This is a genomic window from Enterobacter sp. Tr-810, assembly GCF_011752765.1.
Classification (GTDB): domain Bacteria; phylum Pseudomonadota; class Gammaproteobacteria; order Enterobacterales; family Enterobacteriaceae; genus Enterobacter; species Enterobacter soli.
Genome location: NZ_VWWW01000004.1, coordinates 1 through 25,050 on the forward strand (window position 1 = coordinate 1; position 25,050 = coordinate 25,050).

Here is a 25,050-nt window from a genome sequence, read left to right on the forward strand (position 1 = left end):
TTAGCCGGGAGACGGGATTGTTAAGGGGGCGCGATAGCCCCCTTAACACGTTCACCGCAGCGGATTATGCAGGTAGCAGGAAAGTCTGAGTGAACGGAACGATGCCACTAAAATAACAGAGTGGCTTAATATCGCTTAACTGACTGGCATTAAGCTGGCGAAAGCCAGCTTTTTTCTGCTGTATATCCCCACTCTTCATATTTATTTATCAATAAAGCCATAGTTAATAATCTATTGATAGTTAAGAAAATATCAGTATTCGGCTGCCTTATTAGAATATATCTTTTTGCTGAAATGGCATCGTGGAATATACCCACTACGCTTAAAACAGATAATAAAAAATACCTTCTTTTGAAGGGCTTATTTCACCTGCACAGCAAGAGACTCTCTATGGCGATGACGACATGGCTGCACCCGCACGCACCTCAACGCGACCTCATCTCTTTAACTGCAATACGACAACGTGCTGACCGCTTAATGCTGGTGCTTATCTGGGCCATGTGGGGCGTTTCACTGTGCGTGGGATATATGAACGACAATATGGCGCAGGGGGCGATTGTCAGCACACTGCTGACCTGTGTCTCGACCCTGCTGGCCATGCTTTTCCCCGGTTCGCTACTGTTGCGCCTGAGCTTTGCCTTCGTTCTGATGGCGTTTTCCGCGCTGCTTATTCATCTGGGGGAAGGGGAGACAGAATATCACTTCTCTGTTTTTGTCCTGCTTTCGGCGCTGCTGGCCTGGCGTGACTGGCGTCCGCTGGTGATGGGCGCAGCGGTTATCGCGCTGCACCATCTGGTGTTTAATTATCTTCAGGAAAATGGGTTGTACGGCGTGGTGGTCTTTATGCACACCGGTTTTCATATGGTGGTCTTCCACGGTCTGTTTGTGGTGGTACAGACGGCCATTCTTGTCCTGCTGGCGGTACGTATGGAGCAGGATGCCCGCTCGGCCAGCGAGGTGGCGAGACTGGCGGGTGTTATCAACCGCGAACCTGGCTATCTGACACTGGCGGTGGATAGCGAACCTGCCGACTCCTCTTTCGCCCGCACCTTCAGCCTGACGCTCGGCACAATGCGTTCCACGCTTGAGCAGGTGAGCGCCAATATCGGGCAGCTGCTGGAGGCCTCCCGGACATTGCGGCAGCGTAACAGCGCGCTCTCTGAGCGAACCGACCATCAGGCGTCATCGCTTGCGACGGCGGCCAGCGCAATGGAGCATCTCAGCACCGTGGCGACCCAGACCAGCCAGAAGGCCATTCAGGTGAGGGAGATGGCGCTGAGTGCCAGTGAGGTGGCAGAACAGGGGGGGGAGAACGTTCGCCGGGCCGTTGCGGCTATGGATCAGATCCGCGAAGAGTCTCAGCGAATTTACGCCATTCTTGAGCTGATTGACGGTATTGCATTCCAGACGAATATTCTGTCGCTCAATGCTTCTGTCGAGGCGGCAAGAGCAGGGGAGCACGGGAAAGGGTTCGCCGTGGTGGCCTCTGAGGTACGCATGTTGGCCCAGCGCAGTGAAGAGGCGGCAAAAGAGATCCGTCAGTTGCTGACCACTTCCCAGACAACCACACAGCAGGGTGTAGAGCACGTTGAACACGCCGGACAGACGATGAAATCCATTATTGAGAGCATCGAGGGATTGCGTTCGCTGCTGGAGGAACTTTCGCAGATGAGTGAAGATCAACGAGCCAGCATCGCGCAAATGAACGGCAGTATTGCCAGTATTGATGCCAGCGTGCAGGAGAATGTGCGTCATGTTGCGCAGACGATACAGGTTGCTGAGCAGCAACAGCAGCAGACCGGACAGTTAAAAGAGGCGATAGCGGTATTTAGATTTGATTAGCTTTGTGGTTCAGTGGGCGCGTTGGTACTGGATGCCAGCGTGTCTTCATTCAGCGCGACATAGGTGACATTCGACGTGCGGTATTCACCGTCGGAGAGTTTACGGGTCAAGCGCAGGGTGGCTGTTTCTCTGGCTAGCAGGTACTGGTAGTTGGCTTCCAGACGCCCGAGGATCTTCTCTTTGAGCTCTGGCCGCTGCTCAATCAGCGCATTAATCACTGCGCCGTAAATCTCTTCTTTAACCTGGATCGCATAAATCTCACGGCGGTTCTGCCATTTCAGGCGCACCAGCGTGGCGGGTATGGAAACCAGGTCTTGCGTAATACGCGTCATTTCTTCATTTTTTGTGTTTCTCAACGCTTCGAGATTTTGCTCTAAGATAAACTCGTCACTTTTTTTGTTATCTAAAGTCAAATAAGCATTATTCTCTTCAATACCTTTCACGTTAATCATCCCCCAGGGTATAAAAAATAGGGTTGGTTTTTTCGCGGGTAATTAAATTAAGCCAAATTTCGTTGCCGGCTTCATTTATTTCTTTTGTTTTTTCGACCATTATTTGACTTAGTGACTGGGCATCTATTTCGCCCTCGGCCTGCAAGTCATCCAGAAGGTGAACAAAGGCTTCGATTTTAACAACGCGAAATAACCGGTCTTTTATATGACGATCGTGCTCTTCCAGCAACATATTACGAGACTTCCCGGTTCGGGAAACACCAATTAATATGTCTGCTTCAAAATCGGAGAGTTTTCTTTTCCCCTGAGTGAAATTAGCCTCTTTTTCTGCTTTCACCGGTTGCTGTTCCACAGGCGCAATGTGGTACTTAGCCGGGACAAGATTGTCGGGCAGCATTTTTAATTTCCTTTAATTTCAAAAAGGTGGGGTTGGTAAAGGCGTGAGATTCGTTGACAATAACATGAGGCAATTTTAAAATCAAAAAAAATGGAGCCTACCCATGAACAGCATTTTTTTTACGGTCATCACATTACTATTACTGACCGCTGGTGTTCTTTTATTGATGCAAGAGTTCAATAAAACGAAAGTGTCAAAAGACGCCAGTGAACCGCCTAAATCTGAACTGATGAGCAAAGAGGAAGGGGAAGATCATTTTTCCGTTTTGATGAACTCTGTGACGCCGGTTTGGTACTGGCGAGTTAACCACGAATATATCGACTTTCTTCATGCCACAATAAAACGCATGAAGATGTCGCAAATTAATGACACGCCTGGGCTGTTTGAAGCTCAGCGCCGTTGCAGCGACCTGAATTCCGCTGTGTATAAATATTACGACAATATCAAGAAGCGTTGTCTTAATGGTGAGAAAGTGTCGTATTCCGATCTGGATGTTTTAAATTTGCGTCAATGCTTTCGTGAGTTCAGCCTGGAAGCTTACCCGGAGCTGGTTGTGCTGGTATGGCCTGAATATGCACGCCCTGAAGTAAACCCGGATGATGTGTAGGTGTTTTGTTGGTTAGTTGTTGCAAAGAGTAAGCGCCGTTAAGATATACTGCGCTTATTTTTTTGCACAAAGGACTTTATGGAACGCTTTTTTGAAAATGCAATGTATGCCTCTCGTTGGTTACTGGCACCCGTCTATTTCGGCCTTTCTCTGGCACTGGTCGCACTGAGCATTAAGTTTTTTCAGGAAATTTTTCACGTCTTACCCAACATTTTTTCCGTTGCTGAATCCGATCTGATCCTGGTGCTGCTGTCACTGGTGGATATGACGCTGGTGGGCGGTTTGCTGGTAATGGTGATGTTTTCTGGCTATGAGAACTTTGTGTCTCAGCTGGATATCGACGAGCATAAAGAAAAACTGAGCTGGCTGGGCAAAATGGACGCCTCGTCGCTGAAGAACAAAGTCGCCGCCTCGATTGTGGCTATCTCTTCCATCCACCTGCTGCGCGTGTTTATGGACGCGAAGAATATCCCGGATAACAAGCTGATGTGGTATGTGATTATCCACCTGACGTTCGTGTTATCGGCGTTTTTGATGGGGTATCTGGATAAGCTGAGTAAGAAGTAAATCTGGACAGGGTTCCCCACAAAAGATACGAGCACGTACGGCTCCCTCTCCCTACGGGAGAGGGTTGGGGTGAGGGGGAACAGACAGCTCGGGTAGTCATTCCGTTCACTTTACGTTCCCTGCTACTCTGTCACCACATTACCCGTGAACGTGCCAGGGTGGCTCACCGCCACCACCCTGGCGACCCGGGCTCCCGGCAAGAAAATCGTCGCTTCGCGATGCCCTCAGCGTTTGCTCCAGGCTAATCAGGGACGGGCGGATGAAACGTCCCTGTAAAGCCGCCCTCGCCGCGCATCCATGCGCGTCGCCCCGGCCTTCCGTAAATGCTTCGGCGATTTTCAGCCGGACCATGGCGCCGCTGTAGCTCCTTTATTTTAATGACGTCTTAAATCGCTTCACAAAGACCAAAATCACTTTGGAACCCCTCAGACTACTCTATTTATCCGACGACGCCTGCCACAGATTCAACTCCCCATCCGTAACATGCTGGTCAATCCGCTTCAGCTCATCGTCCGTAAAGCGCAGGTTATTCAGCGCCTGGACGTTCTCTTCCAGCTGTTCCGGGCGGCTTGCGCCAATCAGCACCGACGTCACGCGTTCATCTTTCAGCAGCCAGCTCAGGGCCATTTGCGCCATTGACTGCCCGCGGGCGTGGGCCATCTCGTTCAGCAATCGCAGGCTGTTAAGGTTAGCTTCCGTCAGCATTTTTTCCGTCAGACCACGCACTTTCTTGCCTTCACGCTGCATCCGCGAGCCATCAGGAATGCCGTTCAGGTATTTCCCCGTCAGCAACCCCTGCGCCAGCGGCGTAAAGGCGATACAGCCGGTGCCGTTTTTCGCCAGGGTATCCAGCAGCCCGGTTTTATCCACCCAGCGGTTGAGCAGGTTGTAGGACGGCTGGTGGATAAGTAACGGGATTTTCCACTCGCGCAGCAGTTCTGCCATTTTCTGCGTACGCTCTGTTGAGTAGGAAGAAATACCCACATACAGCGCCTTACCGCTCTGAACCGCCTGCGCTAGTGCAGAGGCCGTCTCTTCCATCGGCGTGTTTTCATCTACGCGGTGGGAATAGAAAATATCAACATACTCCACGCCCATGCGTTTCAGGCTCTGGTCGAGGCTGGCCAGCAGATACTTGCGCGACCCACCCGAGCCGTACGGCCCAGGCCACATGTCGTATCCCGCTTTGGTCGAGATAATCAGCTCGTCGCGGTACGCGGCAAAATCCTCGCGCAGCAGGCGGCCAAAATTCTCTTCGGCGCTGCCCGCGGGCGGGCCGTAGTTGTTGGCAAGGTCAAAATGGGTAATGCCGAGGTCGAAGGCTTTACGCAACAGTGCGCGCTGGGAATCGAGCGCCTGAACGTGGCCAAAACTGTGCCACAGCCCAAGTGACAGCGCAGGCAGGCGCAGGCCACTTTTTCCGCAGTAGCGGTACTGCATATTTTCATAGCGGCCGGAGTAAGGGTGCCAGGACATGATGTCTCCTTTCTTGTCGATGAATTTTCGAAACAACGTTTTCATTCTATGCTTATCAAATCACAATTCATGGAGATATGCGATGACGCGCCTGACCGCCAAAGATTTTCCACAAGAATTGCTCGACTATTACGACTACTACGCCCACGGTAAAATCAACAAACGCGAGTTCCTGAATCTCGCGGCTCGCTACGCCGTGGGGGGCGTAACGGCGCTGGCCCTGTTCAATATGCTCAAGCCCAACTACGCGCTGGCCGAGCAGGTCAAATTCACCGATCCCGATATCCTGCCTGAATATATTCACTACCCCTCGCCAAACGGCCACGGCGAAGTGCGCGGCTATCTGGTGAAACCGGCTAAAGCCCACGGAAAAGTGCCTGCCGTGGTGGTGGTCCATGAAAACCGGGGTCTTAATCCGTATATCGAAGATGTGGCAAGACGCGTGGCAAAAGCCGGGTACATCGCGCTGGCACCAGACGGTTTAAGCTCGGTGGGCGGTTATCCAGGCAATGACGAAGAAGGGAAAGTTTTGCAGCAGAAGGTCGACCCGACAAAGTTGATGAACGACTTCTTTGCCGCCGTTGAGTTTATGAAAAAGCACCCGGATGCCAGCGGCAAAGTGGGGATCACCGGATTTTGCTACGGCGGAGGTGTTTCAAATGCCGCCGCAGTGGCGTACCCGGAGCTGGATTGTGCCGTGCCGTTTTACGGACGCCAGCCCGCCGCAGCCGATGTTCCGAAAATAAAAGCGCCACTTTTGCTGCATTATGCCGGGCTGGATAAAAATATTAATGAGGGCTGGTCTACCTATGAAGCAGCGCTTAAATTGAATAATAAGGTTTACGAGGCGTACATCTATCCGGGCGTAAACCACGGATTTCACAACGATTCTACCCCAAGATACGACGAACCCGCAGCGGAGCTTGCCTGGAAGAGAACGTTAAGCTGGTTTGAAAAGTACCTGAATTGATTAAAAAAACGCCGCCAAAATTCATCATAAAAGGTTAGATTTTCCGCAGCATCTGCCGATAACGAGGGTAAGTCTCGCCTCTGGGCGAATTCACCCTCACGGCAAGGAACACTCTATGCAGATGCTTCGTAATTTCACGATCCGCTTCGTCATGCTGACGATACTGGGGATCTTTTGTTTAATGTGGGCGGGCGTTGGCCTGTACAGCACCTGGTCGCTCTCCCGGGTGTCTGATGGCAACGAGGTCGACAGACAGCTGGTGCAGCAGATGACCGTGCTCAGCCAGGGCAACGATCAGTATTTCCGCTTTGTTACACGCCTGAGCCGCGCGATGGAAGTCAAAGCCAGCGGGGGTAACCCTGATCTGGCCTCTGCACAGCAGGCGCTGGACAACATGAGCAAAAAGCTGGAGCAGATGAAAGCTATCTCTCCTGGCCCCATGGATGAGCAGGTTTCCGCTCAGGTGATCAGCTCCTGGCAGGCGCTGCTCGACCAGGGTGTCGCACCGCAAATGCAGCAGGCGCAACAGGGGCAACTGGACGGCTATCGCCAGCAGGCGAACAACGTCACTCCGCCGCTGAGTCGCGCGTTCGGTGCTGCCGCTGAAAGCTTTAACAAAGCCGCGGGCGACCGTCTGGACTCCACCCGTGTGGTGGTTGATGGTCTGACCGCCATGACCCGCACTGTGATTATTGCCGCCACCATTATTGGCCTGCTGATCTTGCTCTTCACCGACCGCTACCTGGTGGCGATGCTGGTCAAACCGCTGGATCGTATCCGTCAGCAGTTCCGCCAGATTGCGCAGGGCGACCTCAGCCATCCGATTGAGCCTTTTGGCCGCAACTGCGTGGGGCAGCTGGTTCCGCTGCTGAGCGCCATGCAGGACAGCCTGCGCGAAGCCGTAAGTACTATCCGCTCGGGAAGTGAAAATATCTGGCGCGGCGCGACGGAAATCTCCAGCGGTAACAACGATCTCTCTTCCCGTACTGAAGAACAGGCCGCCGCGCTGGAAGAGACCGCAGCCAGTATGGAGCAGTTGACCGCAACGGTGAAATTGAATGCCGAAAGCGCGCGTCAGGCCAGCCAGTTAGCGGATGTGGCTTCAACCACGGCCAGCCGTGGCGGCTCGCTGGTGGACGATGTTGTCACCACCATGAGCGGGATTTCCGACAGCTCGAAGAAAATCGCTGAAATCACCAACGTGATTAACAGCATTGCTTTCCAGACCAACATTCTGGCGCTTAACGCCGCGGTAGAAGCCGCGCGTGCAGGCGAGCAGGGACGTGGTTTTGCGGTTGTCGCCGGAGAAGTGCGTAACCTGGCAAGCCGCAGCGCCAATGCGGCAAAAGAGATCGAAGGGCTGATCGCTGATTCCGTCAACCGCGTGGAGCAGGGCGCGCAGCTGGTTAACGACACCGGCACAACCATGGAAGCCATTCTGCGTGCCGTCACCGAAGTGACCACCATCATGAAGCAAATTGCGTCTGCATCGGAAGAGCAGAGCAAAGGTATCTCGCAGGTTGGCGTGGCCATCAGCCAGATGGACGGCGTAACGCAGCAGAACGCCTCGCTGGTGGAACAAGTTTCCGCTGCGGCATCCGCGCTGGAGCGCCAGACCGAAGATCTGCAACGCTCGGTGCAGAAATTCCGTTTATCAGCCCAGGAGCCACAAACTCAGGCTGCTGCTACCCCGCTCAAAACTCCCGCACGTGCTAAACCTGAGGCGACGCCGGACGATTGGGTTTCGTTCTAAATCCCCATTGTAAAGGCCGCCTTGTGCGGCCTTAATTATCTCTGGCTATCGCTCAAAATATCGCTATATAATTTAATATATAACGATTGAGGGCGAAGCGATGGAAAACCATTTTGGCAAAGGGCTGATGGCGGGGATGCGGGCGGCGCAGGCCGACACGGCGAAAAATGTGGCGCACTTCTGTGCTGACTATAAGCGTGGGTTTGTACTGGGCTTTTCGCACCGGATGTTTGAGAAAACCGGCGATCGCCAGCTTAGCGCGTGGGAGGCGGGGATTTTAACCCGTCGTTACGGGCTGGAGCGAGACATGGTGATGGACTTCTTCAAAGAGAGCCACTCCAGCACTGCGTTGCGCTATTTTATGGCGGGTTATCGCCTGGAAGGCTGACAGCCCTGAATGACATGCGTCACCTGCGAAAGCTGGCCGATTTTCACTTCGCTCGAACGCTGAAACTTACTTTTGTCGATCAACAGCAAAGACTGGCTGGCGCGGCTTAACAGCTGGGCTTTAAACGCGGCGTTGTGCGCAACCGGGTCCCACATGATTCCCTGTTCATCCACGCCTTCGCAGGAAAAGATAAACAGATCTATCTCAAGCGACTTGAGCTGGGTCACCAGCGCCGGATTGACGTAACAACGGTACTTGCGCTCCAGCGTTCCGCCAGAACAGATCAGCGTGATTTTCTCGCGGCGGGCCATTTCATGGCAGATGGGCAGACTGTTGGTAAAAACGGTCAACTCCAGGTCGGGTAGCTGTCGCGCCAGATGAAAACAGGTTGAGCTGGCATCCAGCGCTATCGTCATGCCTTCGCTGATGTATTCCAGCGCGTGCCGGGCAATATCGGCTTTATCGGCGTAATGGCTTTTGAGCCGCGCGCCAAATGGCTCGCCGCTATCGCGACTGTCGGGGTGGATCAGCCGTGCCCGTCCGTGCTGGCGCAGGATCTTCCCCTGCTGTTGCAGGCCGCTCAGATCGCGGCGGATGGTCTCTTTGCTGACGCCGAGATGCTCTGCCAGCGCGTCGGTGGTGAGCCAGTCGCTGTTGCTCAGCAGTTCAACGATGCTTTGCTGTCGGCTTTCCTTCATGCGTCGGTTCCGGTGCGTGAGATAGAGATAAGCGTTGTGCCAATCGCCACGCCGTTTTTCCCGGTGTGTTTAATCTGGTACATCGACTGATCCGCGCGTCTGAGTGCATCCACAAAATCATCTTGCGCCTGTACCTCATCAATGCCGATTGATGCGCCTACCCGCGCCTCGCCGTTATCCAGTTCGAACGGCATCAGCGCTGCCCGCAGGCAACTGTGCGCCGTGCTGTTGACCAGTAAACTGGAGAGCGGGAAGGGCAGCAGCAGCACAAATTCATCTCCACCGAGGCGGCCGACGATCGTGCCTTCCGGGCAACTCTTGCGCAGGCGCTGGCTAAGCTGAATTAAGAGTTCATCACCGCTACGGTGGCCGAACGTGTCGTTCACGGTCTTAAAGTCGTCGAGATCGATAAACGCCACGCACAGCGGGCCGGCTTCTTTTCGTTCGGCAAAATGCTGGATAAGCGCATGGCGGTTGGCAAGCCCGGTGAGCGGGTCGTGGTTGGCAAGCTGTGCGAGCTGTTCTTCGTACTGCTTCTCTTTGGTCATGTCGATGTGGGTGCCGGTCACCTTGAGGGGATTCCCCTCGTCGTCCCATTCGCTGACGCGACCCCGGTCCAGCACCCAGGTAATGGTGCCGTTTTTATGCTGCATCCGGTGCAGTGCTTCGTAGAAGGGCGTTTTACCGTTCAGGTGGTCGTAGAACGCATCCAGTACCTGTTGTTTATCTTCCGGGTGAAGATGTTCGCGCCAGACGTCAAACTGCGCGCTCAGCTCTTTTGGCTGATAACCGAGCATTGAGCCCCAGCGCCGGTTATAAATAATCAGTTTTCCCGTAGGCACGTCGAGCTGCCACAGACACAGACCCGTGCCGTCGAGAGCGGCGCTGAGTTTGCTGTGGGCGTCACGCGCCAGCCTTGCAAGCCGGGCGTTGTGCTTCTTCAGATTCTGGATCTGTTGTTTTAGCGCCTGTTCTGACATGCGAAGATTCTTCGGAAAATAAGAATGATTTTTGCCAGTTTATCTGAGCTTGTAAATATGATGTTGAAAAAAGAGGGAGATTTGCGTTAAGTGCGACGCAGAGTGATTAACGTGCCGTTGAGATATCTCCGCAGAGATTATTCCTGCCATTACGTTCATCTCATTAATCCTTATTATGATTGCCGGCAGGACAAGCGACAGATGAAACAGGCCGGACGGCAATAAGCACGGGACATAAAGTATTGATCTGTTTTGCGAGGCGGCTTCCGGGAATGCCCCTTGTCGCCTCGTCTTAATCGCAGTATCTTTTTGCCGCGCCTGCAAAATCAGGCGTCGGGATTGGAACCCTGACTGACTTTATCGGCGACATAAGAGGCTTTATGTCGTACGCTTTGCTGCACCTCAATGGTGGGCTGGCGGGGGCATCGAAAGATGCGCCGGTATCCGATAAAGCCGGTAGTTCCAACCTCGCTCAGTCCACCGCCATGAGATTGGAACCTCTAACGGTGGGTTTTAAAAACTTTATCGGAGGCTGCCATCATGGCTACGACCCCAACCCAGGCACACGCGTTATTTACCACCCCCTTTGCCAATACCACCGATTTCACCGAGCTGGCGGATAACTGCGAGCAGTACGCTTATTCTCTGGTGGAATGCAATAACATCACCGAAAAACTGGCGCTTTGCGGGCGTCTTTCTGCCTGTCTCGCTTTGCTGCAACCCACGCTGAACGATCCTGTTCCGGCGCACTTAATCCCGCATTTCACCGTGGACGATCTGCCGTCGAGACTGCCTGCTTTTGAGCCTGAAAGTGACCAGCTGGCACAATATTGTCAGGTATTAACCCAACTGCTGATAAGCCGGGCATTGCCACAAGAGATGGCTACGGTTATGGAAAGTTTGCTCTGTGAGCTGGTGAGTTATTTCGCCGATACGCTGAAAGCGCCGCGCTGGATAAATACGCTGGAAGGAAATATCGCGATTAATTAAAATGCCGTCAGTTGCCGGGGGGGCCGCGCCTTACCCGGCCTGTGCTATTTTTTCTATTTATTAATGTAACAATAAATTTGGCATTTTCTGCACATTGCAAAGAGCGAAAATTAATATTGTCTTAAGAAAGGCTCGTCATAATTCTATTTCTGAACTGTACCTGGAATATAATTTACGATGAAGAATATCTTTATTTTACTGGCCGCTCTGGCCGGGTTAGCCATGACCAATTCGGCCATGGCGCAAAGCGTTACCGTGGATGTGCCGAGCGGTTATAAAGTGGTGATTGTCCCGTCATCGGCCACGGTCCCCGAGGCAGTGACCGTGGCACCAGCCCCTGCACCCACCACCTATGCCGCACCTGCGCCGGTTTATCACCCGCGTGCACGCCATGTGGCGAGTGTGGCTGAAGGGATGGTGATTGAACATCAGTATGATGATCACCATTAATATCGGCATTTATTCGGGCGTACGCTGTGCGCCTCTTACGCTGTTGCGCGTGGCCCGGCAGACGCAATTCGGGAGATCGGGTATCCCGTCGCGGAGGCCACTTCTGCGATTCGCTTAAAAGAGGGGTTACCGTTTGGAGAAAGTGATTTGTAAAGCGATTCGCGGGATATGCCAGCACGTTTTGCAATCAGGGTCATTCCGCCAGAGGCTTCAATAACATGGCGTAATGCGAGCATAAATGCTTCATAGCCTCCAGGCTCGTCAATTTCGATGAACGCCTGATGAAGGTAAACCGGTGCGAAATCCGGGGAATCTTTCAGGAGTTGAACCATTGCATCATCATGAAGTACTGATTTAGCCATTACGATTACCTCTTATATCCTGCAATCAAGGCCATTATTGTAACCTTCAGGCTACGACAGACAACTGTTCACACCGTAATGGCAGGATGAAGTTGTTACTTCTGAAAGCTGATCGCAAAAAAGGAATAGAGTGGCAGGTCATATGAGGGATGTGCGTAGGCCGGGCAAGCGTAGTGCCGCCCGGCGAGGTATTTAGTGCGTGGCTTCACCAATCAGCGCGCCGGAGCCAGCCCCTACGGCTGCCCCTTTCAGTACACTCTTACCGGTTACAGCCGCCGCGCCCGCGCCAACGACTGCACCCACTGCGCCGCCTTTGCGCGCGGCTTTTCCTTTATCGCCGTTTTTGAACATTGCCCCCGTACCTGCACCGACGACGGCGCCGCCCACAGTAGACTTCACATCTTTGCCGGCAACGGCACCAATGGCAGCGCCTGCTACCGCACCGGCTGCGGTTTTATCCATCGCCATGGTGGAGGCTGAAATAATAAGGGTGCTGAGAAGAAGGGATGTTTTGAGGTATTTCATGACGGTTCCTTGTTGTCGTAAATCACATATCGCCGTGAAGTCTGCCAGCCGGTCTGTATAGCCGATAGGCCAATAATGCTTGTTTACCTACCCCCAAAGCACACCACGACTCTGATGCGCTATCGCTGTATAATATTTTGCATAACGAAAATGTGAGGATTATATGAAACAGCGCTTTTGGCAGGCAGTCGCGTTTAGCGTACTGATTTTACTCCCGTTATCATCCCAGGCATCCCGCCAGATAACTGACCAGATTGGCCGTACCGTCACTATTCCTGATGAAGTTGATCGTGTGGTTGTGCTTCAGCACCAGACCCTGAACCTGCTGGTGCAAATGAACGCCACGGACAAAATTGTCGGCGTGATGGCGAACTGGAAACAGCAACTTGGCGACGGCTACGCGCGCCTGGCACCAGAGCTGAATCAGAAAGCCGCGCTTGGCGACCTCACCCACGTCGACCCGGAAAAACTGGTGGCGCTGAAGCCGCAGGTGGTGTTCGTCACTAACTACGCGCCGCAGGAGATGATCGACAAGATCAGCAGCCTGGGTATTCCGGTGGTCGCCATTTCCCTGCGCCACGATGCTGCCGGTGAAAAAGCCAAACTAAACCCGACGATGGCAGATGAAGAACAGGCCTACGATCTGGGCCTGCGCGAAGGGATCACCCTGATTGGCGAGATAGTCAATAAACAGCCAGAAGCGAAAGCCCTGATTGCCGCGACCGACAATGGCCGCAAGATGGTCAGCGACCGTCTGAAAGATATCCCGGCAGAAAAACGTGTTCGCGCTTACATGGCTAACCCGGAACTCACCACCTACGGCTCCGGAAAATACACCGGCCTGATGATGGCGCATGCGGGTGCGGTTAACGTGGCAGCGGCAACCATTCAGGGCTTTAAAACCGTGGCGATGGAACAGGTGATTGCCTGGAACCCGCAGGTGATCTTCGTGCAGGATCGCTATCCGTCCGTGGTGAACGAGATCAAAACCGGTGCGCAGTGGCAGACCATCGACGCGGTGAAAAATCAGCGTGTTTACCTGATGCCGGATTACGCCAAAGCCTGGGGCTATCCGATGCCGGAAGCCATGGGCATTGGCGAGCTGTGGATGGCGAAAAAGCTCTACCCGGAGAAGTTTAAAGACGTGGATATGCGCAAGGTTGCAAACGACTGGTATCAGCGTTTTTATCGCACCAGTTATCAGGGGATCGACTGATGTACGTGCTGGCAGCGGGCAGCCTGCGGGTGGTGTGGCAGAACCTGATGGCGCATTTTCCTGAACCGGTGGAAACCCAGTTCGGCCCGGCCGGGCTGTTACGGGAACGTATTGAAACCGGTGAGTCGTGCGACCTGTTTGCTTCGGCAAATCTGGCCCATCCGCAGGCGTTATTCGCGGCCGGGCAGGCGTTATCGGTGGTGCCTTTTGCCAGCAATCAGCTTTGCCTGACGGTGCGCAGCGATGTGCTGCGCTCCGGGGATGACTGGTTCTCTTTGCTTACCCGTGATGATGTGCGTATCGCGACCTCGACGGCAGGCGCCGATCCGTCCGGAGATTACACCCAGGAGCTATTTACCCGCATGGGCGAGGCAGGTGATGGGGTAAGAGCACGGGCGAAAGCGCTGGTGGGCGGGCGACATTCCGCATCCATTCCGGCGGGTAAACTGGCGGCTGAGTGGATCATTCATGGCGGCCAGGCGGAGGTGTTTATCGGCTATGCCAGCTATGCCGCAAAATTGCGAGAAATCAGCGGGCTGACGGTTATTGATATCCCCGCACCGTTTAACCCGCGCGCGGAGTATGCGTGTGCAGTGATGACGCTGAAGGGCAGAGCGCTCGCGGATTATCTGGTGTCAGCAGAGGCGAAAATGATCCTGCAACAGGCAGGGTTCGGGGCGTAGTTCAGCCGGGTGGCGCTGCGCTTACCCGGCCTACTTTTGATTCCCTCTCCCTGTGGGAGAGGGTTAGGGTGAGGGCATCAGACCGAAGGCATCACCCCTGACGCTTATCCTCGGTATTTGTATCAAAGTCGCTCGCCGCATGGCGTTCATGCAGCTGCTCGCTCGGCTCACCAAAGGTGCGGTTAACCATACGACCGCGCTTCACTGCCGGGCGGTGCGCCACATCTTTTGCCCAACGCTGCACGTTGGTGTACTGCTGCGCATCCAGGAATTCTGCGGCGTTATACACGTTCCCGAGCACCACGTTGCCGAACCACGGCCAGATAGCCATATCGGCGATGGTGTACTCTTCTCCCGCAACATAGCGGCTTCGCGCCAGCTGTTTGTCCAGCACGTCGAGCAGGCGTTTTGACTCCATGGTAAAGCGGTCAATCGCGTACTCAATCTTCACTGGCGCATAGTTGTAGAAGTGGCCAAAACCGCCGCCGAGGAACGGTGCTGAGCCTTGTAACCAGAACAGCCAGTTCAGGGTTTCCACCCGGCCCGCCGGATCTTTTGGCAGGAAGTGGCCAAATTTCTCTGCGAGATACAGCAGGATATTGCCGGATTCAAATACGCGCGTTGGCGGGGTGGTGGAGTGGTCACGCAGTGCCGGTATTTTCGAGTTCGGGTTCACGTCCACAAAGCCGCTGGAGAACTGATCCCCCTCACCGATGCGGATCAGCCACGCATCATACTCTGCGCCCGTCACGCCCAGCGCCAGCAGCTCTTCGAGCATGATAGTGACTTTCTGGCCGTTCGGTGTGCCCAGTGAGTAAAGCTGTAACGGGTGCGAGCCCACGGGCAGCGTTTTTTCATGGGTTGCGCCCGATACCGGACGGTTGATGTTGGCGAATGCACCGCCGTTGTTCTGTTTCCATTCCCACACTTTCGGTGGCTGGTAAGTGTTGTCTGACATGTTGGCCTGCCTTTTGAGTGATGTGTTGAGGCAGTGTAGCAGGAGATTTGTGAATGGTTTAACGAACTGAGCGCATTAGAGTCGCGGCTATTCCTTCTGGCGCTTATATATATCAAAAGCGTTATAAGCTTAATCGAAAATCGCATTTTCATTGTTAATGCGTATTACCGCAAAGCTGAATATGATGCTGTCATATAAAGAAAATTATCAGTAGTAAATACTTTATCAGGCAAGGAGTTAGTGAGATGCGTAAGCTTCTGTTATCCGCAGTTGTAGTATCGCTCGCGTTAGGTCTGGCAGGCTGTGATGATGCGAAAAATAAAGAGACGGCAAATGCGCCAGCAGCGAAAAGCGACGCGCCAAAAGAGGGTGGCTCGCTGATTATCGGTATTACCTCCGGCGACCCGTTAGCGGTTAACCCACTCTATGCCAGCGACCGTACCACCTTAACCATCATGCAGGCGCTTTATGCTCCGCTGTATAGCTTCAACAACGGTAAAATTGAATGGGGCCTGGCTGAAAGCCTGACGCCATCCGCCGATAATCTGAGTTACACCCTGACCTTAAAACCGAATCTTAAATGGCAGGACGGTCAGCCGCTGACGGCGGACGACGTCGTGTTCACCTTCAATAAACTGCTGGATGCCAAACAGCACAGCTTCTTCCGCAGCATGTTCACCTACGGCGACAAACCCGTAGCAGTGAGCAAGGTCGACGATCGCACCGTGAAGTTCACCTTACCGCAGGTGAGCGCAGCCTTTACCGGCACCCTGGTGCAAATCTACCCGATCCCGCAGCACGTGTTCGCGAATGAAGGCGATCTGGAAAAAAGCACCAAAAACGATGCTCCAGTAGGCTCCGGGCCGTTCAAGTTTAAAGAATACCGTGCCGGACAGTATTACGCCCTGACCCGTTTTGACGATTACTGGAACGGTAAAGCGAAGCTCGATTCCGTGACCTACCGTTTTGCCAAAGACAGCAACTCCGCCAACCTTGCGCTGCAAAACGGTGAAATCAACCTCAAAATGGTTGACCCGCAGGACGTGAACCGCCTGAAAAACACCGGGAAATTTGACTTTGTGGTTTACCCGGAAGGGCGCCTGGCTTACATGACCTTTAACCAGAACGTGCCGGTCATGAAAAGCAAAGAGCTGCGTCAGGCCATCGCGTATGCCATCAACAAAGATGAGCTGACCCAGACCGCGTTTACTTCGCTGGACTACGCCAAGCCTGCAACCTCGTTCCTGACGCCGGATACGCTGTATCAGACTGACGACGTCGAGCAGTACAAGTTCGATCTGCAAAAAGCCAAAGATCTGCTCAAGGCTTCCGGTGCGCCGGAAAACCTGAAGCTGCATCTGGCATATGTGAACACCAACAAAACCCAGGAGAGTATGGCGCTCTACATTCAGCAGGCGCTGAAGGGCATTGGGGTGAACGTCGAACTGATGCCGCTGGACTCCAACGCCATGTCCCAGCGTAGCCTCGACATGAACAACACCGCATGGGAGCTGAATCTGGGCGGTTACATCATGGGTTCAGAGCCGGACGGCTACAAATCGCTGTTTATGAGCAACGAAGCCTACAACTACGCCCACTATAAAAATCCACAGTTTGATGCCCTGTGGGACAAAGGCGCAGTGGAAACCGACGCCGCGAAACGTGCTGATATCTACAAGCAAATTCAGCAGACCGTGGCAAACGACATGACCTACTACCCGATTGCTTACACCAACGCGACCGTTGCCGTGGATAAACGCTTCGGCGGCACGCAGGATGCGGAACCGAAGCCGGTTTATCTGTTCCAGGATCTGTCAAAAATATACCAAAAATAAGCAGTTGCCCCGGTCACCTGACCGGGGTTTTTCGTAGGGTGAGTCGTTTAAGGGCATGTCGTGAACACATTACTCACGCGTCGGCTGCTGCAACTGCTGCCGATGCTTTTCTTTATTTCGCTGGTGGCGTTTTTGCTGGTCAAGCTTGCACCCGGCGATCCGGTGGCGGCGTACATTACGCCACGCATGGCCCCGGAAGATATTGAGCGTATCCGCCAGAGTATGGGGCTGGATAAACCCCTGGTGACGCAGTACGTGCTGTGGCTGAAGAACGTTTTCCAGGGCGATCTCGGATATTCGCTGATTTACCACCGCCCGGTGCTGGAGATGATCGGCGAGCGTATTCCGGCAACCTTAGGGCTGATGGGGGCCTCGCTGCTGATGGCGATTGTGCTGGCCATCCCGCTGGGGCTGCTGGCTGGAGCATTTAAGCACCGCTGGCTGGATCACGTGCTGAACTTATTCGCCTATATCGGTATCTCGGTGCCGATTTTCTGGTTCGGTATTCTTCTCATTACCGTTTTTGCCGTGCAACTGAACTGGTTCCCCAGTATGGGAATGCGCACCATCGGCATGGACGACAACTGGCTGGATGTACTGCGTCATGGCGTGCTGCCGTGTATCGCGCTCACCTTTTACAACCTCTCCAGGTATGTGCGTTACATCCGTTCGAATACCATTTCGCAGCTTTCTGCCGACTACGTGCAAACCCAGCTTGCCTACGGTGCGACACGTTCCGGCATTCTGTTCCGTCATGTGCTGAAAAATGTGCTGCTGCCGGTGATCACCCTGTTTGGCCTGTCGTTTGGTGAACTGGTGGTGGGCGCGTATGTGACGGAAAGTGTCTTCTCCTGGCCGGGGATGGGCCTGCTTGGGATCCAGTCGATCACCTCGCTGGATTACCCGCTGATCATGGCGATCATCATGCTCTCCTCGATGATGCTGATCCTCGGCAACCTGATTGCGGATCTGCTTTATCGCTTCGCCGATCCCCGCATTCGTACACTGAGGTAACCCGGATGAGCAGACGCTGGCAACAGGTTCGTCACCAGTTGCGCCGCAATCGTCCGGCGCAGTTTTCGTTATTTGTTCTGTTTATTTTCGTCATCGCGGCTCTGTGCGCGGGGCTGAGTCCTTACGATCCCGACCAGATGGCGCTGGGTGCCCGCACCTTACCCCCGGATGCCGCGCACTGGTTTGGCACCGACGAATACGGGCGTGACTACTTCACCCGTGCGCTGTACGGCGGGCAGATTTCATTGATGGTTGGTTTTCTGGCGATGGTATTTTCCACGCTGATTGGCACGGTCGTTGGTACGGTAAGCGGCTATTTTGGCGGCTGGCTCGATAACCTGATGATGCGCGCCGTCGATATCCTGATGGCCATTCCGGCCTTCTTCCTGCTGCTGGTGGTGAACGCCTACCTCAAGCCCGGGGTGGATAACATCATCCTGATTATCAGCCTGCTGACGTGGATGAGCATGTCGCGGCTGGTGCGTGCCGAAACCTTGTCGGTGAAAGAGCGCGAGTATGTGCTCTACGCCCGCGCATCAGGAGAACACCCGCTGCGTATTATTGTGCGCCATATTATTCCCGGTGTCCTGCCGACCATTATTGTGGCCGCCACGCTTAACATTGCGTCGGCCATTTTGATGGAATCGACGCTCAGCTTCCTCGGGCTTGGCGTCCAGGCGCCTGCCGCGTCCTGGGGCAGTATGCTTAACAATGCGCAGTCGTACATTGGTGAAGCCTCATGGCTTGCGATGTTCCCCGGCATTTTGATCCTGCTGACGGTGTTCAGTTTTAACGTGCTGGGCGATGTGTTCCGTACCGCCTTTGAGCCGGGAGCGAACCGCGATGAGTAATTTATTAGAACTCGATAACCTGCAAACCACCTTTCACACGCGCGATGGTGATGTTCATGCCGTGCGCGGCGTGAGCTTTCAGGTTCAGCCTGGGGAACTTGTCGGCATTGTGGGTGAGTCCGGCTGCGGCAAAAGCGTCACCTGCAAGTCGATCATTCAGCTTCTGGGCAGTAACGGGCGGATAACTGGCGGCAGCATCCGTTTTCAGAATGATGATCTGGCACAGAAAACCCCCGAGCAATTGCGCGCTATTCGTGGCAACGACATTGCGATGATTTTCCAGGATCCGATGACGGCCCTGAATCCGGTGCTGACCATCGGCAAGCAGATGTCTGAGATCCTGGTGCGCAACAAAGGCATGGCAAAAAAAGCGGCAAAAGCTGCGGCCATTGCCATGCTGGAGCAGGTCGGGATTGCCGAGCCTGAGCGCCGCTACAACCAATATCCGCACGAGTTCAGCGGCGGGATGCGCCAGCGTGTGATGATTGCTATCGCGCTCTCCTGCAACCCGAAACTGTTGATTGCCGACGAGCCCACTACCGCGCTGGACGTGACCATTCAGGCGCAGATCCTGCGTCTGCTGAAAAGCCTGCAACAGAAAACGCAGACCGCCATTTTGCTGGTCACCCACGATCTTGGCGTAGTGGCTCAGGTGTGCAGCCGCGTGGTGGTGATGTACGGCGGGCTGGTGATGGAAGAAGGAAGCGTAGAGGACATTTTCTATCGTCCTGCACATCCATACACCCGGGGGCTGCTGGCCTCGCTGCCGCGCCCGGACGAGGTGAATCATCGCCTTTCGCCTATTGAAGGCTCGCCGCCGGGTTTGCTCAACCCGCCTCAGGGCTGCCCGTTTGCCGAACGTTGTCCGACACGGATGCCCCAGTGCGAAAGACAGCCGGCGTTTTACACCACAGGAGAAGGCCATCGCGCCGCGTGCTGGTTATGGGCAGATAAGGAGATTCAGGCATGAGCGAACAACATTCGCCTTTAGTGAGCGTACGGGAACTGCGCAAACATTATCAGCTTAACGCTGGCCTGCTGCGTAAAGGCGTGGCGGTGAAAGCGGTTGACGGGGTGAGCTTTGATATTCAGCGCGGTGAAACCTTTGGTCTGGTCGGGGAATCTGGCTGCGGGAAATCGACCCTCGGGCGTGCCATTTTGCGCCTGTTCGATATCACATCGGGTGAGATCCATTTTGCCGGGCAGGAGATAGCTCACGCCCGCGAAAAAGCGCTGAAGCCGCTGCGTAAAAGAATGCAGGCGATTTTTCAGGACCCGTATTCGTCGCTTAACCCCGGTATGACGGTGCAACAGCTGGTGGCCGAGCCGATGCAGATCCACGGCTATAGCCGGGAAGAGCAGCGGGAGCGAACGGAAACGCTGTTGTATAAGGTCGGGCTTAAAAAGGAACATCTTGAACGGTTCCCGCATGAGTTCAGCGGCGGGCAGCGTCAGCGTATCAGTATCGCGCGAGCGTTGTCCGTGCGCCCGGAGTTTGTGCTGTGTGACGAGCCGCTGTCGGCGCTGGACGTGTCAGTGCAGGCGCAGGTGGTGAACATTTTGCAGGATCTCCAGCAGGAGCTGGATCTGACCTATCTGTTTATCGCTCATGACCTGTCGATGGTGCGCCATATCTCCAGCCGTATCGGAGTGATGTATCTCGGCAAGCTGGTGGAGGTTGCGCCAGCAGACGAGCTGTATCTGCATCCGGCGCATCCTTACACGCGCGCGCTGCTGGCAGCGGTGCCGCAGCCGGACCCACGTATTCGCAACCTTGAAGAAGCGACTCTGCGCGGGGAAATTCCGGGGCCAACCTCAGCGTTGCCGGGCTGTAAGTTTTGCAGCCGCTGTCCACATGCCATGCCGGTTTGTCAGACGCAGGAGCCTGCGATGCAGGAGATAGCGCCAGGGCATTTTACGGCGTGTTGGTTGTTTAAGATGTGAGAGATGATGTTTTGTAGGCCGGGTAAGGCGTAGCCACCACCCGGCATTACAGACGGACTGAGATCACCCCAGAACCCGCTTCGCCCACACGTCGACGTCATCGCCACTGCCCAAATCCGCCTGCACCAGGCCATTGACCATAAACGTCGGAGAGACGTGAGTACCGTTCTGGCGCGCATATTTACAGTGCCACTTAATCTCGGTTTGCAATTCCGGGCGGGCAAACGCCTCTGCAACCTGCACCCCGCTGTAACGTTCAATGCGCGCGACGATCTCTTCCGGCGTCGCCTGCATATTCGGGCCGCTACAGTGGTCGGTAAATTCAAACTCTTCGCGATGATCGGCCACGGCCTGCATCACCTTATGCGCTGCGGCTTTGCCATCCGGCAGTGTCGACGCTGCCAGAATGCAGCGCACAATCACGCCGGAAAACAGATGCCACGGCTGAGACTGTAAACGGATTTTGACCGTCACGTTATCCGCGCCAGCCCGTTCCAGGAACGCGTTTAACTTGTTGAATGCTTTAACCGAGAAAGGGCAGGTTGGTTCCAGGAACACTTCAAAAGTGCGTGGGCCGTGACCCCATTCCAGCGGTTGCGCCTGTAAGCTCATGTTGACTCCTGATGTTGTGAATTTTTTAGTTATTGTCGCGACGAATAATTTGCCACGCAGGTGTATGATAAATCCACCTCTGTCAGGTTAATTACAACGTGCAGACGACGACAACCCTTCAAAAAATTGCCGCCTGCCTGTTTTAGGTTGGATACATGCGTAAAGGAAAGTTAAGCAGTGACGCTCCGTTCGGGACGTTGTTAGGTTATGCGCCGGGTGGCGTGGCGATTTACTCTTCAAATTACGGCAGCCTTGATCCGCGTAACTACCCGGAAGACGCGGATTTCAGAAGCTATATCAGCAACGAATACATGGGCCACAAGTGGCAGTGTGTTGAGTTCGCCCGCCGTTTCCTGTTCCTCAACTACGGTGTTGTCTTTACCGATGTCGGCATGGCGTGGGAGATCTTCTCGCTGCGCTTTTTGCGTGAAGTGGTAAACGATAACATCTTGCCCTTGCAGGCCTTTGCCAATGGCTCAAAACGCGCGCCGCAGGCCGGGGCGTTACTGATCTGGCAAAAGGGCGGCGAGTTCCACGAAACCGGGCACGTTGCCGTAATCACCCAGCTGCTGGACGATAAGATCCGCATTGCGGAGCAGAACGTGATTCACTCGCCGCTGCCGTTGGGGCAGCAATGGACGCGCGAACTGCGCCTGAGTGTTGAGAACGGGTGTTACACCCTTCATGACACCTTTAACGACACCGAGATCCTCGGCTGGATGATCCAGACCGATGACACCGAACACAGCCTGCCGCAGCCGGAAATCGACGGCGAGCTGCTGAAAATCAGCGGTGCGCGGCTGAAAAATAAACGTCAGTTCGACGGGAAATGGCTCAACGAAGACGATGCCCTTCAGAAGGCCTACGTCCAGGCGAACGGCCACTTTATCAATAAAGATCCCTGCCAGTATTTCACCATCACCGAAAGTGCCGAGCAGGAACTTATCAAAGCCACCAACGAACTGCATCTGATGTACCTGCACGCCACCGACAAGGTGCTGAAAGACGATAACTTACTGGCGCTTTTCGACATCCCGAAAATTCTCTGGCCGCGTCTGCGTCTTTCCTGGCAATGGCGTCGTCACCATATGATCACCGGTCGTATGGATTTCTGTATGGATGAGCGCGGCCTGAAGGTGTACGAGTACAACGCCGATTCTGCTTCCTGTCACACCGAGGGTGGGTTGATCCTCGAAGAGTGGGTGAAAAACGGCTATCGCGGAAACGGCCACAATCCGGCTGAAGGGCTGCTGGAAGAACTTACCGGCGCATGGAAACACAGCCACGCACGGCCATTTGTTCACATCATGCAGGACAACGATATCGAAGAGGATTACCACGCCCTGTTTATCCAGCGTTCGCTAATCCAGGCCGGGTTTGAAACCAGGATCCTGCACGGACTTGGCGCGCTAAGCTGGGACAACGCCGGGCAGCTGGTCGATGACGAAGGTCGCCACGTGAACTGCGTATGGAAAACCTGGGCCTGGGAAACGGCGATTGAGCAAATCCGTGAAGTGAGCGAAACCGAATACGCCGCTGTGCCGATCCGTACCGGGCATCCTGAAGGTGACGTACGCCTGATTGATGTGCTGCTGCGCCCGGAAGTGCTGGTGTTCGAGCCGCTGTGGACGGTCATCCCGGGCAACAAGGCGATCCTGCCGGTGCTGTGGCAGCTCTTCCCGAACCACCGTTACCTGCTGGATACCGATTTTGAGGTTAACGATCTGCTGAAACAGACCGGCTATGCCGCTAAACCGATTGCCGGGCGTTGCGGCAGCAATATCGACCTGATAAGCCCGCAGGATGAACTGCTGGACAAATCCAGCGGCAAATTTGCTGACCGTAAAAACATCTACCAGCAGCTGTGGTGCCTGCCAAACGTCGATGGCAAGTACATTCAGGTATGTACCTTTACCGTGGGCGGAAACTATGGCGGCACCTGTTTGCGCGGGGACGATACGCTGGTGGTGAAAAAAGAGAGCGATATTGAGCCGTTAATTGTCGAGAAGAATAAGTAATGCTAACCGCTCCGGGGACGTTATCCCCGGAGCGGTTGATCTTCTGCGTTATTTTCTTTTGGCATAAAAATAGTTGGCGCGGTCGATTAAAAATTCCCACGGGAAGTTTTTCCCGGGGTCGGTATGTGTGCCTTTTCTGAAAACTGCCGTCACCTGATCGTGGCCGATAATTCCTTTCACATCGCCAGCCCCGAGCTGATTATTGGTGAGTCTTTTCACCGGGATATCATATTTCAGGCAATATTGTGCCACCACATCGGCTGCGTTATTCAGCAGTAAGCCGTTGTACGCGCTTTTCCACTCTTCTGGCGTTGTTTTAGCGTAGCCTGCCAACTCCAGGTGAACACCTGTCCGGTTGGCTCCCGGGGCTGCCCAGGCCACGTTGTTATCCAGCACACACTGCACCACGCTGTCACTGTCGATGCAGACATGCGCAGATGCTTCACGATCTGTCGTTTTAAAGTATTTGGCGACTTTCTCGGCGGTATCGGGTTTCCCGGGGGCTTCCATCGTGTGGATAACGACATACAAAACATCACGGTGTTCTTTCACTGTCGTAAAAAAACGCGCTTCGACAAAAGGCCATTTATCGGTTTCATAAACTCGGTGCATAAGTAACCTCACAGTGTCAGACATTGCATTACGCCTCACTGAGTGTTGATGAAACCAGGATGAAAACGCGTTAATAGTATTGGCTGTTTATTTTTTTCGGGGTCATGTATTTCTCTTAGTCAGTATTATTAACCCATTAATTATTAATCATTTTTAATTCCGAAGTGAGGGGCAGGAACACCCTTCGTTTGCAGGGGGATTGGGAACGTGAAAAATTTTTCGTGGCCCGCGAAACCTTTTCGACATCATTAGCGAACTACTCTTCAGGTAATGCATTTTTTCCCTGATGGAGCTGACCATGAAACCGTTGAAAACGTTGTCTGCCGCCGCTGTACTGAGCTTTTCCCTTTTTGCCATGAACACACAGGCTGCGCTGGAAGTGGGGGACAAAGCCCCGGACTTTAGCCTGCAAGGGGCGCTGGGCGGTAAACCGCTGACCTTCTCGTTGCAGCAGGCGCTACAGAAAGGGCCGGTGGTGCTCTATTTCTTCCCGGCGGCATTTACAAAGGGCTGTACGCTGGAGGCTCACGCCTTTGCCGAAGCCACGGATGACTTTAAAAAACTTGGGGCAACCGTGGTGGGGGTGACCGCCGGGAATGTCGACCAGGTGGACGAGTTCTCGAAACTGGAATGCCGCGACAAATTCGCGGTGGCGGCCGACCCAGGGGCAAAAGTGGCGGCAGAGTATAAAACGCTGATGCAGATGAATGGCAAAACCCTGTCTGACCGTACCTCGTACGTTATCGCTCCGGACGGCAAGATCCTGCTGAGTTACACCGACCGTAACCCGGATGAACATATCCAGAAAACGATGGATGCCGTGAAAAAATACGTGCAATCGCACTCGTAA

28 protein-coding genes are annotated in these 25,050 nt (G+C 54.2%); 17 read left to right on the forward strand and 11 right to left on the reverse strand.

All coding sequences use genetic code 11. The annotated features are described in order from the left end of the window. Positions 1–390 precede the first annotated feature (390 nt). Positions 391–1,842, forward strand: a complete 1,452-nt coding sequence (locus tag F3J30_RS12770; protein ID WP_166717482.1) for a methyl-accepting chemotaxis protein — start codon at positions 391–393, stop codon at positions 1,840–1,842. On the opposite strand, the gene F3J30_RS12775 is transcribed toward F3J30_RS12770, so the two are convergent. After that, a complete protein-coding gene (locus F3J30_RS12775) occupies positions 1,839–2,294 on the reverse strand; it encodes a cytoplasmic protein (RefSeq protein WP_166717483.1) in 456 nt (151 codons plus the stop codon). The two genes, F3J30_RS12770 and F3J30_RS12775, sit on opposite strands and share 4 nt — an antisense overlap. Next, positions 2,287–2,691: a hypothetical protein gene (locus tag F3J30_RS12780; RefSeq protein ID WP_014071752.1), complete on the reverse strand. Its 405-nt coding sequence runs from the start codon at positions 2,689–2,691 to the stop codon at positions 2,287–2,289. Before F3J30_RS12780 ends, F3J30_RS12775 begins: the two co-directional genes overlap by 8 nt. Positions 2,692–2,794: 103 nt before the next feature. Between F3J30_RS12780 and F3J30_RS12785 the strand changes: the two genes are divergently transcribed. Both F3J30_RS12785 and F3J30_RS12790 read left to right on the forward strand, forming a co-directional pair. Then, positions 2,795–3,298 (forward strand): RNA helicase, encoded by a 504-nt coding sequence (locus F3J30_RS12785; RefSeq protein WP_166717484.1) that lies wholly within the window; start codon positions 2,795–2,797, stop codon positions 3,296–3,298. Positions 3,299–3,376: 78 nt separating this feature from the next. Beyond that, entirely contained in the window at positions 3,377–3,865 is a 489-nt protein-coding gene (locus F3J30_RS12790; protein WP_014071750.1) for a TIGR00645 family protein, read from the forward strand. A gap of 138 nt (positions 3,866–4,003) precedes the next feature. Here the strand turns inward: F3J30_RS12790 and F3J30_RS12795 are convergent, their stop codons facing one another. Beyond that, positions 4,004–4,216 (reverse strand): hypothetical protein, encoded by a 213-nt coding sequence (locus F3J30_RS12795; RefSeq protein ID WP_166717481.1) that lies wholly within the window; start codon positions 4,214–4,216, stop codon positions 4,004–4,006. 84 nt (positions 4,217–4,300) lie between these two features. Further along, the gene (locus tag F3J30_RS12800) at positions 4,301–5,341 is read right to left on the reverse strand and encodes an aldo/keto reductase (protein ID WP_166717485.1); all 1,041 of its coding nucleotides are present in this window, start codon (positions 5,339–5,341) and stop codon (positions 4,301–4,303) included. Positions 5,342–5,423: 82 nt separating this feature from the next. On the opposite strand from F3J30_RS12800, the gene yghX reads away from it, so the two are divergent. The 3 genes from yghX to F3J30_RS12815 all read left to right on the forward strand — a co-directional run bounded on the left by yghX (position 5,424) and on the right by F3J30_RS12815 (position 8,452). After that, positions 5,424–6,311 (forward strand): YghX family hydrolase, encoded by an 888-nt coding sequence (gene yghX / locus F3J30_RS12805; RefSeq protein WP_166717486.1) that lies wholly within the window; start codon positions 5,424–5,426, stop codon positions 6,309–6,311. 115 nt (positions 6,312–6,426) lie between these two features. Next, on the forward strand, positions 6,427–8,064 hold the full coding sequence (locus F3J30_RS12810; protein ID WP_166717487.1) for a methyl-accepting chemotaxis protein: 1,638 nt from the start codon (positions 6,427–6,429) through the stop codon (positions 8,062–8,064). A gap of 100 nt (positions 8,065–8,164) precedes the next feature. Continuing rightward, positions 8,165–8,452, forward strand: a complete 288-nt coding sequence (locus tag F3J30_RS12815; protein WP_014071745.1) for a DUF2623 family protein — start codon at positions 8,165–8,167, stop codon at positions 8,450–8,452. Here F3J30_RS12815 and fucR read toward each other — a convergent pair. Together fucR and F3J30_RS12825 are read right to left on the reverse strand one after the other, a co-directional pair. Further along, a complete protein-coding gene (gene fucR, locus F3J30_RS12820; RefSeq protein ID WP_166717488.1) occupies positions 8,434–9,150 on the reverse strand; it encodes an L-fucose operon activator in 717 nt (238 codons plus the stop codon). The genes F3J30_RS12815 and fucR overlap by 19 nt on opposite strands. Beyond that, positions 9,147–10,130: a sensor domain-containing diguanylate cyclase gene (locus F3J30_RS12825; protein WP_166717489.1), complete on the reverse strand. Its 984-nt coding sequence runs from the start codon at positions 10,128–10,130 to the stop codon at positions 9,147–9,149. The genes fucR and F3J30_RS12825 overlap by 4 nt, the downstream gene beginning before the upstream one ends. Before the next feature lie 540 nt (positions 10,131–10,670). Here F3J30_RS12825 and F3J30_RS12830 point away from each other — a divergent pair. Both F3J30_RS12830 and F3J30_RS12835 read left to right on the forward strand, forming a co-directional pair. After that, the gene (locus tag F3J30_RS12830; protein WP_166717490.1) at positions 10,671–11,120 is read left to right on the forward strand and encodes a hypothetical protein; all 450 of its coding nucleotides are present in this window, start codon (positions 10,671–10,673) and stop codon (positions 11,118–11,120) included. A gap of 177 nt (positions 11,121–11,297) precedes the next feature. Beyond that, on the forward strand, positions 11,298–11,570 hold the full coding sequence (locus tag F3J30_RS12835) for a hypothetical protein (protein ID WP_211053254.1): 273 nt from the start codon (positions 11,298–11,300) through the stop codon (positions 11,568–11,570). A 35-nt stretch (positions 11,571–11,605) separates the two neighbouring features. Here the strand turns inward: F3J30_RS12835 and F3J30_RS12840 are convergent, their stop codons facing one another. After that, a complete protein-coding gene (locus F3J30_RS12840) occupies positions 11,606–11,932 on the reverse strand; it encodes a DNA-binding protein (protein WP_166717491.1) in 327 nt (108 codons plus the stop codon). Between the two features lie 192 nt (positions 11,933–12,124). Continuing rightward, entirely contained in the window at positions 12,125–12,457 is a 333-nt protein-coding gene (locus tag F3J30_RS12845) for a glycine zipper family protein (RefSeq protein WP_166717492.1), read from the reverse strand. A gap of 163 nt (positions 12,458–12,620) precedes the next feature. Between F3J30_RS12845 and F3J30_RS12850 the strand changes: the two genes are divergently transcribed. Together F3J30_RS12850 and F3J30_RS12855 are read left to right on the forward strand one after the other, a co-directional pair. Then, a complete protein-coding gene (locus F3J30_RS12850; RefSeq protein ID WP_014071739.1) occupies positions 12,621–13,673 on the forward strand; it encodes an ABC transporter substrate-binding protein in 1,053 nt (350 codons plus the stop codon). After that, positions 13,673–14,356, forward strand: a complete 684-nt coding sequence (locus F3J30_RS12855; protein WP_166717493.1) for a molybdate ABC transporter substrate-binding protein — start codon at positions 13,673–13,675, stop codon at positions 14,354–14,356. Before F3J30_RS12850 ends, F3J30_RS12855 begins: the two co-directional genes overlap by 1 nt. A 91-nt stretch (positions 14,357–14,447) precedes the next feature. Here F3J30_RS12855 and yghU read toward each other — a convergent pair whose 3' ends face one another. Continuing rightward, entirely contained in the window at positions 14,448–15,314 is an 867-nt protein-coding gene (gene yghU / locus F3J30_RS12860; RefSeq protein WP_014071737.1) for a glutathione-dependent disulfide-bond oxidoreductase, read from the reverse strand. Positions 15,315–15,559: 245 nt separating this feature from the next. On the opposite strand from yghU, the gene F3J30_RS12865 reads away from it, so the two are divergent. Genes F3J30_RS12865 through F3J30_RS12885 form a run of 5 tightly spaced genes read left to right on the forward strand, consistent with a single transcriptional unit; the run spans position 15,560 to position 20,958 of the window. Next, a complete protein-coding gene (locus tag F3J30_RS12865; RefSeq protein ID WP_166717494.1) occupies positions 15,560–17,149 on the forward strand; it encodes an ABC transporter substrate-binding protein in 1,590 nt (529 codons plus the stop codon). 60 nt (positions 17,150–17,209) lie between these two features. Next, positions 17,210–18,163, forward strand: a complete 954-nt coding sequence (locus F3J30_RS12870; protein ID WP_166717495.1) for an ABC transporter permease — start codon at positions 17,210–17,212, stop codon at positions 18,161–18,163. A 5-nt stretch (positions 18,164–18,168) separates the two neighbouring features. Continuing rightward, positions 18,169–19,014, forward strand: a complete 846-nt coding sequence (locus F3J30_RS12875) for an ABC transporter permease (RefSeq protein WP_014071734.1) — start codon at positions 18,169–18,171, stop codon at positions 19,012–19,014. After that, on the forward strand, positions 19,007–19,984 hold the full coding sequence (locus tag F3J30_RS12880; protein ID WP_166717496.1) for an ABC transporter ATP-binding protein: 978 nt from the start codon (positions 19,007–19,009) through the stop codon (positions 19,982–19,984). The genes F3J30_RS12875 and F3J30_RS12880 overlap by 8 nt, the downstream gene beginning before the upstream one ends. Continuing rightward, positions 19,981–20,958, forward strand: coding sequence for an ABC transporter ATP-binding protein (locus F3J30_RS12885; protein WP_166717497.1), 978 nt, complete (start codon positions 19,981–19,983; stop codon positions 20,956–20,958). Before F3J30_RS12880 ends, F3J30_RS12885 begins: the two co-directional genes overlap by 4 nt. Positions 20,959–21,021: 63 nt before the next feature. Here F3J30_RS12885 and F3J30_RS12890 read toward each other — a convergent pair whose 3' ends face one another. Further along, positions 21,022–21,570 (reverse strand): thioredoxin, encoded by a 549-nt coding sequence (locus F3J30_RS12890; RefSeq protein WP_166717498.1) that lies wholly within the window; start codon positions 21,568–21,570, stop codon positions 21,022–21,024. A 155-nt stretch (positions 21,571–21,725) separates the two neighbouring features. On the opposite strand from F3J30_RS12890, the gene gss reads away from it, so the two are divergent. Beyond that, positions 21,726–23,588 (forward strand): bifunctional glutathionylspermidine amidase/synthase, encoded by a 1,863-nt coding sequence (gene gss / locus F3J30_RS12895; protein ID WP_166717499.1) that lies wholly within the window; start codon positions 21,726–21,728, stop codon positions 23,586–23,588. Between the two features lie 48 nt (positions 23,589–23,636). Here the strand turns inward: gss and F3J30_RS12900 are convergent, their stop codons facing one another. Then, positions 23,637–24,200 carry an N-acetylmuramoyl-L-alanine amidase gene (locus F3J30_RS12900; RefSeq protein ID WP_166717500.1) on the reverse strand — a complete coding sequence of 188 codons (564 nt, stop codon included), beginning with the start codon at positions 24,198–24,200 and terminating at the stop codon, positions 23,637–23,639. Between the two features lie 298 nt (positions 24,201–24,498). Between F3J30_RS12900 and F3J30_RS12905 the strand changes: the two genes are divergently transcribed. Further along, entirely contained in the window at positions 24,499–25,050 is a 552-nt protein-coding gene (locus tag F3J30_RS12905) for a peroxiredoxin (protein WP_166717501.1), read from the forward strand.